The following is an 18,371-nucleotide window of genomic DNA, read 5'->3' as shown; positions in this document are numbered from 1 at the left end:
ACAATGAGTAAAAAAGTCACAAAAATAAAATATGAAGGGATGGAGTCATTAGTCACAGCCATTATTGTTTGTAATAAAGATTTAATTATTAACTATATCAATCCTAGTACCGAGACGCTCTTTGAGGTGAGCGCTAAACAAGCCGTCAATAATAATATAAGTGTATTTTTCGAAGATACTAATAATTTTTTCAAAAACATACTTGAAAAAGTTGAACAACAAAAAAATAGCTACAAGGAACATGAGTACTTTCTTCAAACGCATCAGAAAAAAACAATCTGTGTCAGCTTGACAGTAACAGCTTTGATTGACTCCCGAGATGAATTTATTATTGAATTCATACAAATGGATCAGCAATTAAAAGTAGCTAGAGAAGAAAGAATGTTCATTCAGCAACAAGCAAACACAGAATTACTCAGAAATCTTGCCCATGAAGTTAGAAATCCCCTCGGTGGACTTAGAGGTGCAGCTCAACTTCTTGAGCAAGAATTAGATGAAGACTCACTTAAAGAATATACACAAATTATTATTAATGAAGCAGATAGACTTCAAAACCTAATGAACCGAATGCTTACGCCACATCAAATGCCTATTTACAAAAAAACTAATATTCATGAAATTCTAGAACGGGTAAGAAGTTTAATATTATCTGAGTTTACAAGTGATATTGAATTCATCAGAGATTACGATGTTAGTCTCCCAGAATTTATTGTCGATCGGGAAAAACTGATTCAAGCTATTTTGAATATTGCCCGAAATGGGGCGCAAGCAATGAAATTAAAAAATCAAGACAAAAAGCAGCTATCTTTTATCACTCGGGCAGAAAGGCAAATTGTTTTCAGGAAAAAGAAACATGCTACTGCTATTCGAATCGATATTATTGACAATGGTCCAGGAATTAAAAATGAATTAATAGACAAAATATTTTTTCCATTAGTCACCGGTAAGGAAAATGGGTCTGGATTAGGTTTGTCACTAGCTCAAAACCTAATCTCACTTCATCAGGGAATGATTGACTGTCATAGCGTTCCTGGAAAAACCATATTTTCTATCATTCTACCTATCGAAAATAATTTAATGCCGACCAAGGAGAAAAAATGAGCCAGGTTTGGGTATTGGATGATGATAAATCAATTCGCTGGGTATTTGAGAAAGCTCTTGCAAAAGCAAATATATCATTTGAATGCTTTAGCAATACGAATGAAGCCATCAACAAATTTAATCATGAAAAACCTCAAGCGATTATCAGTGACATAAGAATGCCTGGTGAATCTGGTATAGAATTTTTAACAAAAGTAAAAAATAAATTTCCTGAAATTCCCATCATCATTATGACAGCTTATTCTGATTTAGATACGGCCGTCACAGCTTTTCAAAAGGGAGCCTTTGAATATATTGCAAAACCTTTTGATATTAATAAAGTAATCAATATTATTAAGCAAGCTCTCGATTCTATTGGTAGGAAAAATGATGACGGAGAAATACTAGATGATCTCCCCGAAATAATTGGCCAAGCGAAATCGATGCAGGATGTTTTTAGAGCTATTGGGCGCTTAAGTCAATCCAATGCTATGGTATTACTCAATGGCGAATCTGGTTCCGGAAAAGAATTGGTTGCAAAAGCGATTCATAAAAATAGCCATCGAAAAAATAACGAGTTTATTGGGATTAACACTGCCGCTATCCCAAATGATCTTTTAGAAGCCGAACTTTTTGGTTTTGAGAAAGGGGCATTTACTGGTGCTAATTCTCAACGAAAAGGTAAATTTGAGCAAGCAAATCAAGGAACATTATTCTTAGATGAGATTGGTGATATGCCAACCGATCTTCAGACACGACTTTTACGTGTTTTAAGTGAAGGACAATTTTATCGTGTGGGAGGACAGGAATTAATTACTGTTGATGTCAGAGTGATTGCAGCCACTCACCAAGACTTAGAATCGTTAGTTAAATCAGGTCAATTTAGAGAAGATTTATTTCATAGGCTGAATGTCATCCGTATCAAAGTCCCCCCCCTTCGTGAAAGAGTTGAAGATATCCCCCTTCTTTCTCAATATTTTTTGAATAAAAGTGCTAAGCAATTAAATGTAAAATTAAAATCCCTTTCACCAGAGGTTATAGAATATTTTAAAAATTTATTCTGGCAAGGCAACGTGAGACAGCTTGAAAATATTTGTCATTGGCTAACAGTGATGGCGCCAGGAAACGTTATTAATGTAAGTGATTTACCTGCCGAACTTAATAGCGAACCTGTATCTGCAGGAGAATCTTCATCAAACTGGCAAGAAAACTTAGGCAGAGAGGTTACAAAAATACTTTTGACAGGTGAAGTGGATATTTTTAAGGATTACACAAAAAATTTTGAAAAAGAATTAATTGTTCAAGCTTTACATTATACAAAAGGAAGAAAGGTTGAAGCTGCCAAATTATTAGGGATTGGCAGGAACACTATTACCAGAAAAATTAAAGAATTAGAGATTAATTTAAGTAGATAAAAATTTAATTTATAAAAAAAAGGCTCCCGAGGGAGCCTTTTTTAGTATTACGTTCTTTTAGAATTAAATTCTAGAAGAATAAGATTGCACCCAAAGCGAATGTATCTGATTCATTAGAATCACCGTTGTGGTTTTCTGATTCAACGTTTGAAAATTCAGCAACTAAATTTAGATGCTTAGTTAACGGATGGTATGCACCAATTGTTAACATTTCATTTGATTCAACAAGTGTTCCACGTATAGCACCAGAATCGATCGCATTAGCATCTAGATTAGATTGACCGTATGATACACCAAGCTTAGTACCAGTTGGAATCACGTATGTAGCCTGAACATATCCACCGTCAGAATCACGTGCGTTACCTTGTGTATCGTAAGCATCACCTAGTAAAGATGTTGTACCAAGACCTTCACCAGAATAGCCATAAGCCACTAGGTTAATGTTGTAAATAGATGTCGAAACACCTGCTTCAAAAGCTGTTGAAGTATCGCTTGAACCAGTACCGCCGTCAGCAATGTTTTCTACGTTTTGTGAAAAGCCACCCACCCATAATTTACCAGCAAAATCACCAGTCCATGAGTAAGAAGCTTGAGCTTGTAAACCAAATTCATCATTAGTACCTGATGAACCTGATGAAACTGTAGTTGTAGATAAAGCTGTATTAGCTGTCCACGGTTGTGTAATACCTAATGTAGCTTGGAAGCCGTTCATGTTTGGTGTTGTATATGCAATTTGACCAATCCAGTCAGCATAAACATAACCTGTACCGATACGACCTAATGTTGTTGTGTTACCTGCAGTAACACTACCAGCACCAACACCTAATAATGTCATATCATTAAGAATCGCTGTTGAACCAAAGATACCAAGATCTTTACCAACTTTAATAGAACCCCATGATTTATCGCCAAATGTTAAGAACGCTTGACGGTTTTCAGTAGCTGCATTAGCTGAGTTACCACCTTGTAGAGCTGTAGTGTTACCAGCACCAGGTTGGAATGAAATTGTTACAGATGTATCAATATCATTTTGACGTGTAGTCGCAGTAAAGCCTAACCATGAAGGTAAAAGACCTGTGTTGATACCAACTTGGTCATCGTCGTTACCTTTTGTTCCAGCAAGACCACCATTAACTGTATTTGAATCATCAGCGCTAGTCATCGCTGCAAATGCATTAACGTTACCGTTCATGTCTACAGTCCAATCACCAGCGTCCCACGTAATGCCTGCATTAGCAACTGAAGCTGATGCTAAAACCGCACCGGCTACCGCTAATTTAATTTTGTTATTCATATGTTTCTCCTTGATTTAAAAATTTTTAAAGCTTTTCACTTTCTTAAAAAAAACCTTAAGAAATTAGGTATATTATCTACTAGATTAATAGTCCATCGCAAGTTTTTTGTCTTTTTTTGGTACATTTTTATCATTTTGTCGCATAAATGCAACAATTTCCATGAAAAATGCATTATTTCTTAGTTTATAAAGGGATAAGTAAATATGTTAGGAAGTTTTACTTTGACAAAATTTTTCGAAGGTTTGAAGCGCAAAACGGTCTGTCATTCCTGCAATATAATCGGAAACTAGAATAGCTAGCTCATTTTGACTATGCGCCTTTGTTATATTAATAAGTTCAGGATTTTGCATTAATTTTTCAAATATCGAATTAATCACATTGTAGGCGTTGTCTGTCATGACCTGCACTCGAGGGTGCAGATAAAGCTCTTCTCTTAAAAATTGCCTTAATGTTTGTTGTTTTTTTGTCATATCTACTGACAAAGCAATGATTCTATCTGCATTACGAACATCACCAATTGAATTAAGGTCTTTTTTGTCTATTCGACCTTGAGATTGTTCACATAGGTCCATAATAAAAATATTCATCATGCGACGAATAGTTGCCCTCATACATTGTCTATTATTAATTAATGGTGATTCAGATTTTATCTCTGAACATATTTCATTAAAAAATAGAACCTCTTGTAATTGCTTAAATGTGAGTAATCCGGAACGGAAGCCATCATCAATATCGTGGTGGTTATAAGCTATCTCATCAGCAAAATTGACCAACTGAGCCTCTAGGGATGGCTGAGTCTTTTGAATAAAACGCTTTCCCACATCACCTAATTTAAGAGCATTTTTTTTTGAACAATGTTTTAAAATGCCCTCTCTTGTCTCAAAGGTCAGATTAAGACCTTTATAATCAACATAATCATTCTCTAAAGAATCAACAATTCTTAATGATTGAAGGTTATGTTCAAAGCCACCATACGCTTTCATGCATTCATTTAAAGCAGTTTGTCCAGCATGTCCAAAGGGGGTGTGCCCTAGGTCATGAGCAAGCGCAATCGCTTCGGATAAATCCTCATGCAGCCCTAAAGTTCTTGAAATGCCACGTGCAATTTGAGCAACCTCCAGTGAGTGGGTTAGGCGCGTTCTAAACATATCACCTTCGTGATTCACAAACACTTGTGTTTTATATTCAAGTCTCCTAAAAGCTCCGGAGTGAATAATGCGGTCACGATCTCTTTGAAAGTCATTTCGAAGTTTTGAGGGGTTTTCTTTAAATTGCCTACCTAAACTTTTTTGGGGGTCAGCAGCGAAAGGTTTTAGATTCATCAGAGGGAAACTTTAATGCGAAGATTGTTCTAAGACTTGGCTAAGCTTTGAGGGGTCATAAGTATTGGTTAAGACTGCTTCTCCAATTGATTTTTGAAGGACTAAATTAATCTGTCCGTCCTTTGTTTTCTTATCAAGCATCATTAACTCTAAATATTTTTCAACAGTAATTCTAGGCGGTTTCGTAGGTAACCCCGCACTTTTTATCAGCTTAATGATTCGCTTTACATCTTTATCTGATAACCAATCCATGCCCTGTGATAGCTTTGCTGCCATCACCATTCCTGCGCTTACCGCTTCCCCATGAAGCCAGTTACCATAGCCTTGTGCGACTTCAATCGCATGCCCGAAAGTGTGTCCTAAATTTAATATTGCCCTGATACCTGATTCAAATTCATCCGCCTCAACAACATCTGCTTTATTTTGACAAGATCGCAATATGGCCTCAATTAAAAGGTCTAGATTCATTGCAACAAGCGATTGAATATTAACTTCTAACCACTCAAAAAATTTTACATCTCTAATTAGGCCATACTTAATAACCTCCGCTAAACCTGCTGATAGCTCTCGCCTAGGCAATGAGCTCAAGACATTCACATCCGTTATGACACACTTTGGTTGATAAAAAGCACCTATCATATTTTTGCCTAAAGGATGATTAATGCCTGTCTTACCCCCCACGGATGAGTCGACTTGTGAAAGTAATGTGGTCGGTATCTGTATAAAATTTATTCCCCTCATGAAAGTTGCTGCCGCAAAGCCAGTGAGATCACCGATAACACCCCCTCCCAAGGCAATGAGTGTGGTATTTCGATCCGCTTTATTTTTAAGCAGCTCAGAATAAATGATATTCAATGAATCCGTATTTTTATTTTTTTCTCCATCAGGCAAGATGATAGTGATTACATCCTTGTGAGGCGATAAAGAATTTTTAAGTGGGTCTAAGTAGATATCAGCTACAAGATCGTTTGTAATAATTACAATTTTTTTATGGGGTAAGTGTTGACTTATTAGCTCATAATCTGAAATTAAACCTTGACCAATATATATAGGATAACTTCGATCATCAAATTTAATATTAATAGTTTTCATAAATTTAATTTATTTCTCTAATAATTTCGTTAATGACTTCATGAATTCTTTTGTTTTTTGTGGCTATCTTGAAGTCTGCTATCGCCTCATACAAGGGCTCTCGTTCCTGACATAATTTTTTAATAATTAATTCAACGTTGCCATTTTTTAATAATGGCCTAGTTTTGTCATTTTTCATTCTTAAAATCAAATCCTTTTGATTGGATTTCAAATATATTACTATGCCGTTTTTTGCTAAAAGATCACGATTAGATTCTGAAAGAATAATACCTCCCCCAGTCGCTAAAACAATATTTTGTTTGCTCACAAGCTCTTTTAGAATAACTTTTTCTCTCTCGCGGAAACCAGCCTCTCCCTCATATTCAAATATCATGGGCACATTAACCCCTAATTTTTCCTCAATAACGTGATCGCTGTCATAAAATTGTTTATCCAATTTTTTAGACAGAATTTTACCTAAAGTAGTTTTACCTGAACCCATCAGGCCTATTAAGTAAATATTTTTATATTTTTTCATATTAAGCTAAATCAAAACAAAATTATAAATCAATTAAAAATTTTAATGATACTGTTCAGCTCTATAATATACTTATTACGATTACAAAATTTATATAAATCAATTCCATGATTTCAAAGATAAAAAATTTCTTTACGCTCACATTTCTTATTGGTATAGCGGGCTTAGCCACTATAGTTTTTACTGTAACGCTAATATATCCAACGTTACCTGATGTTGAAAGTCTTTCAAAATATCGCCCCAAGGAACCTTTACAAATTTTCACAAAAGATAATTACCTCATTCAAGAATTTGGTGAAGAAAGAAGGGATTTTATTGCCATAGAAAATGTTCCTCAAAAAATGATAAATGCTATTTTAGCTATTGAGGATAGGCGTTTTTTTGAGCACCCTGGCATTGATTTTATTGGCATAGTAAGAGCGGCTATAAAAAATTTTACAGGGCAGAGTAGAGAAGGTGCAAGCACAATAACAATGCAAGTTGCTCGCAATTTCTTTTTGTCCTCTGAAAAAACGCTCAAAAGAAAAATTAATGAAATTCTTCTATCATTAAAAATTGAAAATAAATTAACTAAAGAGGAAATTCTTGAACTTTACATTAATCAAATTTACCTTGGGCAAAGATCTTTTGGCTTTTCCGCAGCTGCAAATACTTATTTTAATAAGTCACTTGAGAATTTAAATCTAGCTGAAATTGCACTATTGGCTGGGTTGCCTAAGGCTCCTAGTAGATACAACCCTTTATCTAATCCCGATTTAGCTATAGCAAGACAACATACTGTGTTAAATAATATGTATAAATATGGCTTCATTGATCGACCGTCATATATATTAGCACTCGAAGAACATCTTGATCTTGTTGAAAAAAATATTCGTTACGAAATTCAGGCCGACTACGTTGCAGAAATGGTAAGAAAAGTTTTACATGATGAATATGGCAACAGTATCTATACAAGTGGCTTAAAAGTTATTACGACAATCAAGAAAAAGAATCAAAGTGTCGCAAATCAGGCAATCGAAAATGGCATTATTAATTACATGAATCGACAACCCCTAAAAATTCCTGAGGGATTTGTTAATCTTAATGACAAAAGCTTCAATGGTAAAAAAACAAAAAAACAATACTTAAAAAAGGCTTTGAGATCTTTTAAAACTTATAATAATTTTATTCCTGGCATTGTCTTATCAACTCAGCCTTACAAGATCGAAGTTTTTTTGAAAAATAATCAGTACATCACTATCTATAAAAAAAATTTAGGCTTATTAAAAAAAGATTTAGCTAAGGAAAACCTAGAGGAAAAATTAATTAAGCCCGGCTCCGTAATGAGGTTTTATAAAAAGAAAAGGGATTGGGTTGTCACTCAACTTCCCGAAGTTGAGAGCGCATTAATTTCAATGAACCCAAACACTGGTGCAATTGTTGCGCTGGTTGGTGGCTTTAGCTTTAAGAAAAATAAATTTAATCATGTGACCCAAGCACACCGTCAACCCGGATCAATTTTCAAACCATTTATTATTTCAAGTGCGCTTGAAAAAGGAATTACCCCTTCGACAATAATTAATGATGGCCCTTTAGAAGTATTGGCGAAAGATCTTGGCACTAATGAAAATTGGGTCCCTCAAAACTATAACGAAAAATTTTCAGGCCCGATCAGGCTTAGGGAGGGTTTAGCAAAATCAAAAAACCTGATTTCGATAAGGATTTTAAAACATATTAGCCCTGAATATTCACTTGATTATATTGCCCGCTTTGGCTTTAACCCCAACAAATATAAACCATATCTATCAATGGCGCTTGGTGTAGGTGAAGCTACAGCTTGGGAGATGGTGAGAGCTTACAGTGTTTTTGCAAATGGTGGCTACCTCAAAACACCTTATTATATTGATAGAATTATCGATTCTAAAGGGAGAAATATTAAACTTCAGGCTGGGTTGATTAATGAAGAAACGCCAAGAATTATTGATCCTAGGAATGCATTTATTATGTATGACTTATTAAAAGAGGTCATTAAAAGTGGTACTGCAAGAAAAGCTAAAACTTTAAAACGCCCTGATATTGCTGGTAAAACAGGTACTACAAACGATTTAATGGATGCTTGGTTTGCTGGGTTTAATTCTGACATAGTGACTGTGACTTGGATGGGCTACGATCAACCAAAATCATTAGGCAATAAAGAGACTGGTTCAAGAGCCGCTTTACCGATTTGGATTGATTATATGAGGCCTCTGTTAAAAGATTATCCAATTAAAAATTTAGTAAAACCTGAAGGTATTATTCCTTATAAGATCAATAAAAAAACAGGAATGATGAATAACGCTGATGAAAATGGATTCTACGAATATTTTTATGAAGAATATCCACCGTTTGATAATTCATACTTTGTAATAAACTAATTTTGTTAAAAAAATATGTCATCTAAAAACATAAAAATATCAGTTGCTAATCTTGCCGCTCAATTGATCATGGAGGAAGGCATTAAAGATTATCTGTTTGCCAAGAAAAAGGCTGCAAAGTCATTAGGCCTAAATGAAAATGTAAATCTCCCGACAAATTCACAAATTGATAAAGCTATTGATGATTTCAATAAAATTTTCAACCCAAATATAGATATTGAATTTTTACAGCAATTTAAGACCCAAGCGCTCGTGGTAATGAATCTCTTTAAAAATTTTAAACCTCATCTGATGAATCAATTATCGCAAGGCATAATTCCAAAGTTTCCCGAAATTAAGATTAATTTATTTGCTGATAATCTAAAAGACGTAGAGTACGTTCTTCTCAATAGTGAAATTTCTTATGATTTTAAAGAGGTAAAAATGAATACCAAAGAGGGTAAGCCTTCAATTAAATCTATTCCTACAATTTATATTGACAATTTATCTATACCAGCTGAAATAAAAGTATATTTCGAAAAAGACTTTTTTGATTTTAAAAAACACTTTCTACAGAACAGAGGATTGAATATTAATAAAGTTTTATCTTTTGATATTACTACTTTGCATCCATCAACCTAGCTACCTCTAATGCAAAATAAGTAATGATTGCATCCGCTCCTGCCCTTCTAAATGAAATTAGTGACTCTAAAATAACATCATCTTGATTTAGCCATCCTTTCAAGGATGCTGCCATAATCATTGCATACTCCCCGCTAACTTGATAAACAAAAGTTGGTTTGTTAAAAGTCTTTTTAACTCTAAAAACTATATCAAGATAAGGCATACCAGGTTTTATCATGACTATATCAGCTCCCTCTTTAATATCTAATTCCACTTCATTTAAGGCTTCGTCACTATTAGCAGGATCCATTTGATAAGTCTTCTTTGAGGATTTTCCCAATAGCTCTGATGAACCAACTGCGTCTCTAAATGGGCCGTAAAATGAAGAAGCATATTTCGCAGAGTAAGCTAAAATTTTTGTGTTTATAAATTTGTTCTCTTCAAGAGACTTTCTAATTCCCTGAACTCTTCCGTCCATCATGTCAGAGGGCGCCACAATATCAGCACCTGCTTTAGCGTGGCTGATGGCTTGTTTGGTTAAAATACTAACTGTTTCATCATTTAATATATTACCGGCTTTATCAATGAGTCCATCTTGTCCATGCAATGTAAATGGATCAAGTGCTACATCTGAAATAACACCAAGCCCAGGAATTTCTTTCTTTAGATCTCTTATTGCCCTTTGAACAAGACCGTCATCGTTAAATGCTTCACTTGCATCATTGGTTTTTAATTTTTTGTCGATGTAGGGAAAAATAGCAATGGCTGGAATGCCTAATTGATGGCATTCAGAAGCATCTTTTTTTAATTCATCAATACTTAATCTTTGAATGCCTGGCATTGACTCTATATCTTGTCGAATACCTGTTCCTTCAATTACAAACATAGGATAAATCAGATTACTTACTGAAATATTATTTTCACGCATGAGTGTTCTTGAAAAACTACTTTCTCGCATTCGTCTCGGTCTGTTTAACATTGTCATATTTTAAAACTCAATTATAAAAAAGTTCTTTAAGTGCTTCGCCAGGCTCAGCTTGTCTCATAAAAGCCTCCCCAACTAAAAAAGTATTAATATGATTTTCATTCATCAATTTTATATCATCATGATTAAAAATTCCTGATTCAGTAATAGGCATTCTATTCTTGATGGTCTTGACTAAATCAATTGATGTTTTTAAAGACACTTCAAATGTTTTTAGATCTCTATTATTTATTCCAATTAATGGTGTATTTAATTCTAACGCAGCATCTAACTCTAATTGATCATGAGATTCAACTAATACAGCCATACCTAAATCATTTGCAATAATCTCTAATTCCTTCATTTTCTTTAAATCCAATGCAGCAACAATTAACAAGATACAATCAGCACCTAATGCTCTTGATTCATATATTTGATAAGGATCAATAATAAAATCTTTTCGCAATACAGGAAGTTTTGTGCTTGACTTCACTTGCTTAATAAAATCAGGATGTCCTTGAAAGTAATCTCTATCAGTTAGGACAGATAAGCAAGCGGCACCTCCCTTCTCATATGACTGCGCAATTAATATAGGGTCAAAATTCTCTCTAATAATTCCCTTAGATGGACTGGCTTTTTTAATCTCAGCAATTACACCTGCTTCGGCGTTTAAATGTTTTTCTCTTAATGCATGGATAAAATCTCTTGGCTTATCAAGCTCTAAGATTTTTTTCTTAAGTTGATCAATTGAAATACTTTTTTTTGCTTCAGCAATTTCTAAAGACTTTGTCGCCAAAATATTATTTAAAATATTACTCATTTGATTTTTTAATTAATTGTTTAAGTTTTTTAATGGCAAGGCCTTCATCAATCATTTGAGCTGAAACCTCAAAAGCTGACACAAAATCTTTACAGATACCTGAAACATAGAGTGCTGCCCCTGCGTTCAAAATTGTAATATCGCGAGCCGTATTTTTATCTCCGTTCAACACACCAAGCATCATTTTTTTTGAGCTTTCTATATCAGAAACCTCAATATCTTCAATTCTTCCTAATTCAAATCCATAGTCTTGTGGGTTAAATTCATACTCTAAAATTTTTCCATTTTTAAGTTCGGCAATATATGTTTTACCCGTAATTGATATCTCATCCATACCATCATCACCATGAACGGAAAGTACATGATGACTGCCCAGTTTTTTCAAAACTTCGGTAAAAACAATGGTCAATTCTTTACCATAAACACCAACCACTTGATTTTTTGCTGAGGCTGGGTTGGTTAAAGGTCCAAGTAAATTAAAAATGGTCCTGAGTTTTAATTCCTTCCTGACAGGAGCAACATGTTTCATTGCAGGATGATAATTAGGGGCAAACATAAAACCAATACCAATATCGTCAACAAGATTTCCAAGTTGAGAAAAATTTAAATTAACATTTACGCCCAATGATTCTAATACATCCGCACTACCAGATTTTGATGAAACAGAACGGCCTCCATGCTTTGCAACAACAGCTCCTGCTGATGCAGCTAAAATGGCTGCAAGTGTTGATACATTAAAAGTTTGTAGACTATCGCCACCCGTCCCACAAGTATCAATCAAATTTTGCTTACTTATTATTTTTACTTTATTTGAAACCTCTCTCATCACCTCAGCCGCAGCAGCTATCTCATCAATTGTTGGCCCTTTAATTTGAAGAGCAACCATAAAACCAGAAATTTGGATTGGGTTTATCTCTCCAGACATTATCTGGTTCATAGCAAATTGCATATCCTCAAAAGATAAATCTTGTTGGTTCATAAGAGAGCTAATAATGCTTGTAAAGTGATTACTCATTTTGATCTAAAAAGTTTTTTAATAAGTCATGTCCGTGCTCACTCAAAATAGATTCTGGGTGAAACTGAACACCTTCAATTGCTAATTCTTTATGTTTGATTCCCATAATTTCATTATCATCAGTCCAAGCTGTTATATCGAAACAGTTTGGTAAGGATTCCCTATCAATGACTAAGGAATGATATCTTGTTGCAATGAAAGGGGTTTTAACGCCTCTAAATACACCTTTACTGTTATGAGATATTTTTGAGGTTTTTCCATGCATAATAGTCTGTGCATGAATAATTTTTCCGCCAAACGCCTGTCCTATTGATTGATGCCCGAGACAAACTCCTAAAATAGGAATTTTCCCCTTAAAAGACTCAATTAGTTCGAGTGAAATACCCGCTTCGTTTGGTGTACATGGGCCAGGAGAAATTACAATATACTGCGGATTTAACTTATTAATTTCCTCAATAGAAATTTTATCGTTTCGAACAACCTCAACCTCTTGTCCAATTTCTGCAAGATATTGCACCAGGTTAAAAGTAAATGAGTCATAGTTATCTATCATTAACAACATAAAACTACTCCGTAATCCTTGCTTGAACTAACTCGGCTGCCTTTAAAATCGCTTTTGCTTTATTTTGTGTTTCTACCCACTCATTCATGGGGATTGAGTCTGAGACTATACCTGCCCCCGCCTGAACAAATAGTGTTTGATTTTTTATGACCGCAGTTCTTATAGCGATAGCAACGTTCATATCACCGTCGAATCCAATGTATCCAACAGCACCAGAATAAACACCCCGTTTCGTTGATTCTAACTCATTAATGATTTCCATCGCCCTTACTTTTGGTGCGCCACTAACTGTCCCTGCAGGAAAGGTAGCTTTTAAAACATCCATTGCAGAAAGTTTATCTTTAAGTTTGCCTTCGACATTTGAAACAATATGCATGACATGAGAATATCTTTCAATAATCATATGATCAGTTACCTTGACTGAAGACGTTTCAGAAACTCGTCCAATATCATTTCTCCCTAAATCCATTAGTTGAACATGCTCAGCAATTTCTTTAGGGTCTTTGAGTAAGTCTTTTTCTAAAGCAAGATCTTCATTTTCATCCTTACCTCTCGGTCTTGTTCCTGCTATAGGTCTTACAGTCACTTTCTTTTTCTCCAATGTAACCAATATTTCAGGAGATGCACCTACCACGAAGTGGTCATCCATATTATAAAAATACATATAAGGAGAGGGATTAAGATTTCTTAATGTTCTATATAAAGATAGTGGATTAGATTTGAATGTTTGGCTAAGCCTTTGAGATAAGACAACCTGCATAATATCTCCATTGACTATGTATTCTTTGACTTTCTCAACTGCTTCTAAAAAATTTTCTTCGCCAAATTCTGATCGAACCTCAGTCAACTTATCATCAAAATTATTTTTCTCAATTAAATAAGGTGAAGGCCCTTGTTTTAATTTTTCCTCTAGAGCATTAAGGCGAAGGATACCTTTTTCGTAAGCATTTTGAGTTTTCACATCTACGTAGATTACAAAATATAATTTACCACTGACGTTATCAAAAACCACAACCTCATCTGATAGCATCAAAAGTATGTCAGGTAGATCAAGCTTATCCTCTAAAAATTCTTTACTTAATCTGGGTTCGATGTATTGAATCGTTTCATAACCAAAATAACCAGCAAGACCTCCAGAAAATCTTGGTAAATCTAAATTTTGTGGAGCTTTAAACTGATTCATAAACTTATCAATAAAATCTAAAGGATTTTTATCAGAGATTTCATCTATGACCTTATCTTCATTAAAAACTAAAATTTTATCTTTTTTAATCTGTATTCTAACTTTTGCTGGCAAGCCAATAATGGAATAGCGCCCATGTTTATTACCTCCATCTGCCGATTCAAGCAAATAACTATAACGATCATTTGCTAGCTTTGAATAAACAGATAATGGCGTGTCTAAATCCGCAAAGCATTCGAGTACCAAAGGAATTCTATTAAATCCATTTTTTTTAAAATTATCGAATTCTTGTCTTGAAATAGTTGACAACATATTAGTTAATAATTTGAGTTAGTTCGCTGAAATTTGACATTGCATAATCTACTTTATCAGAAATAATTGACTCACCAAATTGGTAGCCGTATGGCACTGTAAAGATATATGTGCCTGCTTCAAATCCTGCCTCAATGTCTACAACAGAATCACCCACCATAATCGCATCTTTAGGTTCTATATTTAATTGGTTGAGTGCATGTAAGATTGGAAGCGGATCTGGTTTCTTTTTCTCGGTTGTATCGCCTGAGACGATTATATCCATAAAGTCAGATAACCTAGAATGATTCATTAAGGCTTCTGTATAAATAGCGGGTTTATTTGTAACACACCCCAAAAGAAAATCTTTAGCCTTTAAGTCAATAATAGACTTTTCAACCCCCTCATACATGAGACTATTTGCAGAAATTAATGAATAGTGGTGTGCAAATAATTTTTCAGCGTTAGCAAAAACAAGGGTTGGATCTTTTTTTGAGGAAACTTCTATTGATTGCTTGATAAGATTTTCAGCCCCCCTTCCAATGAAACGTTTAATTTCATTTGTTTTTAATTCAGCCATTTCCAAATCTTTAAGCATTAAGTTTACTGCTTCAGCTAATTCAGGCGCTGTTTCAAATAATGTGCCATCCAAATCAAAAAGGATTGCTTTTATATTATTAAATTTTCCCAATTCTAGACTTTTGCTAATGACGCTCTTAATGCACTTATAATTGAGTCATATTTATTAGGGTCTTTATCATTTGATGCCCCAAATACAGCGGATCCTGCAACAAATGTATCAGCACCAGCTTGAGCGATCTCAGTAATATTATCAGCATTAACACCACCATCTACTTCTAGCCAAATCTCTTTTCCTGTCTTTTCAGTGTAGGCATCTATTTTTTTTCTTGCTAACCTTAATTTATTCAAAGTCTCTGGTATAAATTTTTGGCCGCCAAAACCAGGGTTAACTGACATTAGAAGAACCATATCAATCTTGTCCATCACATGATCAAGATAATCTAGTGAGGTTGCAGGATTAAAAACTAAACCGGATTTGCATCCAAGATCTCGAACCATGGACAGACTTCTGTCAATATGATTTGAAGCTTCAGGGTGAAAAGTAATTATATCTGCACCAGCTTTAGCAAAATCAGGAATTATTCTATCGACGGGCTCAATCATCAGGTGGACATCAATGATTGCATCTGTAACAGGTCTGATAGCATCACATACTAAAGGTCCAATAGTTAAGTTTGGTACATAATGATTATCCATTACATCAAAGTGAACAATATCTGCACCAGAAGTAATGACATCTGTGATTTCTTCACCTAATTTTGCAAAATTAGCTGATAAAATACTAGGGGCAATTCTAAATGTTTTTTCCATATATACTAAGTTCCCAAATTAATTTAATTGAATTATTGTAAAATGCGTATTTTACTCTCTTTTTAATAAAATAAATTATAAAGCAAGCGGACTGTATAAATAATGGATTTAAATCTTGTAGGCCTAAATCATAAGACAGCACCTATTGAAATAAGGGAGAAATTCGTGTTTTCGCACGATATGCTCAGCCATGTTCTTAAGGATTTAAAATTAAAAACAGGTGCTGAGGCTTTGATACTTTCAACGTGCAATAGAACAGAAATATATTTTCAAGTAAAAGATCCTAATGAAATTTACCAATGGCTCGCAACTTTTAATAAAATAAAATTTACTGAGCTTAAAAAATATCTTTATACATTTTCAAATCTAGATTGTTATGTTCATGCCTGTAAAGTTGCCTCAGGATTGGATAGTATGCTGATCGGGGAAACACAGATTTTTGGACAAATGAAACAAGCTTCACAGATTGCTCACTTATCAGGAGTTCAAGGCAAATATATCAATACATTTTTTCAAGATGTTTTTAAAACCGCAAAAGAAGTTAGAACAAAAACTCAGATAGGTTCGAGTGCCACAACGATTGCCTCTTGTGCGCTTGCAATAGCAAAAAAAATCTTTGGGGAAATAAACCAAACTCAAGTCATGTTTGTTGGTGCTGGCGATATAAGTGAAATGTGTGCAAAATATTTTCAAAAATATCAACCAAAAAAAATATCAATTGCTAACCGCTCCTTCGAAAAAGGTGAGGCTTTAGCAAAAAAAGTAAATGGTGAGGCATGTCTTATTGGTGAAATATATGATCAGTTGCATAATTATGACGTTTTAATAAGCTCAACTGCAAGTCAATTACCCATTATAGGGCTAGGTGTAATAGAACAAGCTTTGAAGAAAAGAAAACATCGACCTATCATGCTTGTAGATTTAGCAATTCCAAGAGATATTGAATCGGAAGTAAGTAAATTAGACGATGTTTTTTTATACACGTTAGATGATCTCGTTAACATAGCTCAACAAGGATTAACAAATAGGCAAGGTGCGACAAAAAAAGCTACCCAAATAATCGAACATCAAGCGAAAGATTTTTATAATAAAACTAAACAAATAAAAAATACGCCGACGATTAAACTTTTAAGAAATCAATTTGAAAAAATTGCGTTGGCTGAGGCAGAAAAAGCAAAAAAAAGCATAAAAATTGGCTCATCCTCAGATGAAGTGATTAACAAATTAATAAGCAATTTAACAAAAAAATTTCTGCATGGACCCACAAAAGCAATTCGTGAAAATGAACAAGATTTTGAAACAAATTCACTGATAAAAAAAATTTATGCCATTAAAGAAGAAAAAAAATGAAGGCATCAATGAAAAGTAAGCTTGAAGCTTTGGTAAAAAGAATTGATGTACTTAATACTGACTTGAGTCATGAAGATGTTACAAAAGATATGGAAAAATATAAGAAACTTTCCAAAGAACACTCTGATATTACGCCAATCGTTGAAATATATAAAAAATTTCAAAAAATTACTCTCGATATTACTGATGCAAAAGAACTTTTAAACGATCCCGAAATGAAAGTATTTGCACAAGAAGAAATCGAGAAAGGTGAAGCAAGTATTGAAGAGGTTGAAACAGAACTTCTTAAACTTCTAATCCCAAAAGATGACGATGATGAGAAAAATATATTTATTGAAATAAGAGCCGGTGCTGGTGGGGATGAGTCAGCATTATTTGTTGGTGATATTTATAGGATGTATACCCGATATGCTGAAAGAATGGGCTGGAAAATAGAAATTATCTCCAGCAATTCATCTGAAGCTGGAGGTTTTAAAGAAGTGATTATGAAGGTCATGGGTTCTGGTGTTTACGCAAAACTAAAATTTGAATCAGGTGGCCATCGAGTTCAAAGAGTTCCCGATACAGAAACACAAGGCAGGATTCATACTTCAGCTTGTACAGTTGCCGTTTTAGCAGAGGCAGATGAAATTAGTGACGTCGATATTAATCCCGCTGATATCCGTATTGATACATATCGTGCATCTGGTGCTGGAGGGCAACATATTAATAAAACAGATTCGGCGGTGAGAATTACACATTTACCAACTGGAATTGTTGTTGAATGTCAGGATGACAGATCTCAGCATCGAAATAAAGCACAAGCCATGAGTGTTCTTGCGGCAAGAATAAAAGATAATCAAATTAAGGAGCAGCAAAATCAAATTGCTTCAGAGAGAAAGTCATTGATTGGCAGTGGAGATAGAAGTGAGCGAATTAGAACTTATAACTTTCCTCAAGGAAGAATCACTGATCATAGAATCAATCTCACGTTATATAAAGTTGATTACATTATGGATGGTGATTTGACTGAATTAATTGAAGCATTAACAGCTGAACATCAAGCTGACCTTCTTGCGCAAATAGAAAAAGAATAAA

Annotated in this window: 17 protein-coding genes; 6 read left to right on the top strand and 11 right to left on the bottom strand. The window is 34.3% G+C overall.

All coding sequences use genetic code 11. The features are described 5' to 3' along the window. Window positions 1-3 precede the first annotated feature (3 nt). On the top strand, window positions 4-1,101 hold the full coding sequence (locus K6112_05195; protein QZP17423.1) for a PAS domain-containing protein: 1,098 nt from the start codon (window positions 4-6) through the stop codon (window positions 1,099-1,101). After that, on the top strand, window positions 1,098-2,495 hold the full coding sequence (gene ntrC / locus K6112_05190; GenBank protein QZP17422.1) for a nitrogen regulation protein NR(I): 1,398 nt from the start codon (window positions 1,098-1,100) through the stop codon (window positions 2,493-2,495). The genes K6112_05195 and ntrC overlap by 4 nt, the downstream gene beginning before the upstream one ends. 70 nt (window positions 2,496-2,565) lie before the next feature. Here the strand turns inward: ntrC and K6112_05185 are convergent, their stop codons facing one another. The 4 genes from K6112_05185 to K6112_05170 all read right to left on the bottom strand — a co-directional run bounded on the left by K6112_05185 (window position 2,566) and on the right by K6112_05170 (window position 6,721). Beyond that, window positions 2,566-3,789 carry a porin gene (locus K6112_05185; GenBank protein QZP17421.1) on the bottom strand — a complete coding sequence of 408 codons (1,224 nt, stop codon included), beginning with the start codon at window positions 3,787-3,789 and terminating at the stop codon, window positions 2,566-2,568. A gap of 207 nt (window positions 3,790-3,996) precedes the next feature. Continuing rightward, the gene (locus tag K6112_05180; GenBank protein ID QZP17420.1) at window positions 3,997-5,112 is read right to left on the bottom strand and encodes a deoxyguanosinetriphosphate triphosphohydrolase; all 1,116 of its coding nucleotides are present in this window, start codon (window positions 5,110-5,112) and stop codon (window positions 3,997-3,999) included. A gap of 12 nt (window positions 5,113-5,124) precedes the next feature. Next, entirely contained in the window at window positions 5,125-6,204 is a 1,080-nt protein-coding gene (gene aroB, locus K6112_05175; protein ID QZP17419.1) for a 3-dehydroquinate synthase, read from the bottom strand. A gap of 4 nt (window positions 6,205-6,208) precedes the next feature. Next, window positions 6,209-6,721: a shikimate kinase gene (locus K6112_05170; GenBank protein ID QZP17418.1), complete on the bottom strand. Its 513-nt coding sequence runs from the start codon at window positions 6,719-6,721 to the stop codon at window positions 6,209-6,211. A gap of 107 nt (window positions 6,722-6,828) precedes the next feature. On the opposite strand from K6112_05170, the gene K6112_05165 reads away from it, so the two are divergent. Then, the gene (locus tag K6112_05165) at window positions 6,829-9,114 is read left to right on the top strand and encodes a PBP1A family penicillin-binding protein (protein ID QZP17417.1); all 2,286 of its coding nucleotides are present in this window, start codon (window positions 6,829-6,831) and stop codon (window positions 9,112-9,114) included. Window positions 9,115-9,129: 15 nt separating this feature from the next. Then, entirely contained in the window at window positions 9,130-9,735 is a 606-nt protein-coding gene (locus tag K6112_05160) for a hypothetical protein (protein QZP17416.1), read from the top strand. Here K6112_05160 and hemB read toward each other — a convergent pair. The 7 genes from hemB to rpe are packed head-to-tail and all read right to left on the bottom strand — an operon-like array spanning window position 9,713 to window position 15,944. After that, complete coding sequence (hemB, locus tag K6112_05155; GenBank protein ID QZP17415.1) at window positions 9,713-10,702, bottom strand: porphobilinogen synthase; 990 nt, start codon at window positions 10,700-10,702, stop codon at window positions 9,713-9,715. The two genes, K6112_05160 and hemB, sit on opposite strands and share 23 nt — an antisense overlap. Before the next feature lie 10 nt (window positions 10,703-10,712). Next, window positions 10,713-11,501: an indole-3-glycerol phosphate synthase TrpC gene (gene trpC / locus K6112_05150; GenBank protein ID QZP17414.1), complete on the bottom strand. Its 789-nt coding sequence runs from the start codon at window positions 11,499-11,501 to the stop codon at window positions 10,713-10,715. Next, window positions 11,494-12,516, bottom strand: coding sequence for an anthranilate phosphoribosyltransferase (gene trpD / locus K6112_05145; protein ID QZP17413.1), 1,023 nt, complete (start codon window positions 12,514-12,516; stop codon window positions 11,494-11,496). Before trpD ends, trpC begins: the two co-directional genes overlap by 8 nt. After that, the gene (locus K6112_05140; GenBank protein QZP17412.1) at window positions 12,509-13,078 is read right to left on the bottom strand and encodes an aminodeoxychorismate/anthranilate synthase component II; all 570 of its coding nucleotides are present in this window, start codon (window positions 13,076-13,078) and stop codon (window positions 12,509-12,511) included. The genes trpD and K6112_05140 overlap by 8 nt, the downstream gene beginning before the upstream one ends. Window positions 13,079-13,082: 4 nt before the next feature. Continuing rightward, a complete protein-coding gene (gene trpE, locus K6112_05135; protein ID QZP17411.1) occupies window positions 13,083-14,573 on the bottom strand; it encodes an anthranilate synthase component I in 1,491 nt (496 codons plus the stop codon). 1 nt (window position 14,574) lies between these two features. Next, window positions 14,575-15,243, bottom strand: coding sequence for an HAD-IA family hydrolase (locus tag K6112_05130; GenBank protein QZP17410.1), 669 nt, complete (start codon window positions 15,241-15,243; stop codon window positions 14,575-14,577). A gap of 2 nt (window positions 15,244-15,245) precedes the next feature. Then, on the bottom strand, window positions 15,246-15,944 hold the full coding sequence (gene rpe, locus K6112_05125; protein QZP17409.1) for a ribulose-phosphate 3-epimerase: 699 nt from the start codon (window positions 15,942-15,944) through the stop codon (window positions 15,246-15,248). Between the two features lie 102 nt (window positions 15,945-16,046). Between rpe and hemA the strand changes: the two genes are divergently transcribed. After that, the gene (gene hemA / locus K6112_05120; protein ID QZP17408.1) at window positions 16,047-17,294 is read left to right on the top strand and encodes a glutamyl-tRNA reductase; all 1,248 of its coding nucleotides are present in this window, start codon (window positions 16,047-16,049) and stop codon (window positions 17,292-17,294) included. After that, on the top strand, window positions 17,291-18,370 hold the full coding sequence (gene prfA / locus K6112_05115; protein QZP17407.1) for a peptide chain release factor 1: 1,080 nt from the start codon (window positions 17,291-17,293) through the stop codon (window positions 18,368-18,370). Before hemA ends, prfA begins: the two co-directional genes overlap by 4 nt. The last annotated feature ends 1 nt before the right edge of the window (window position 18,371 follow it).

The sequence above is a fragment of the Methylophilales bacterium genome, assembly GCA_019823025.1.
In the GTDB taxonomy this organism is placed as follows: Bacteria; Pseudomonadota; Gammaproteobacteria; order Burkholderiales; family Methylophilaceae; genus BACL14.
This window is presented reverse-complemented; position numbering and strand designations above follow the sequence as displayed.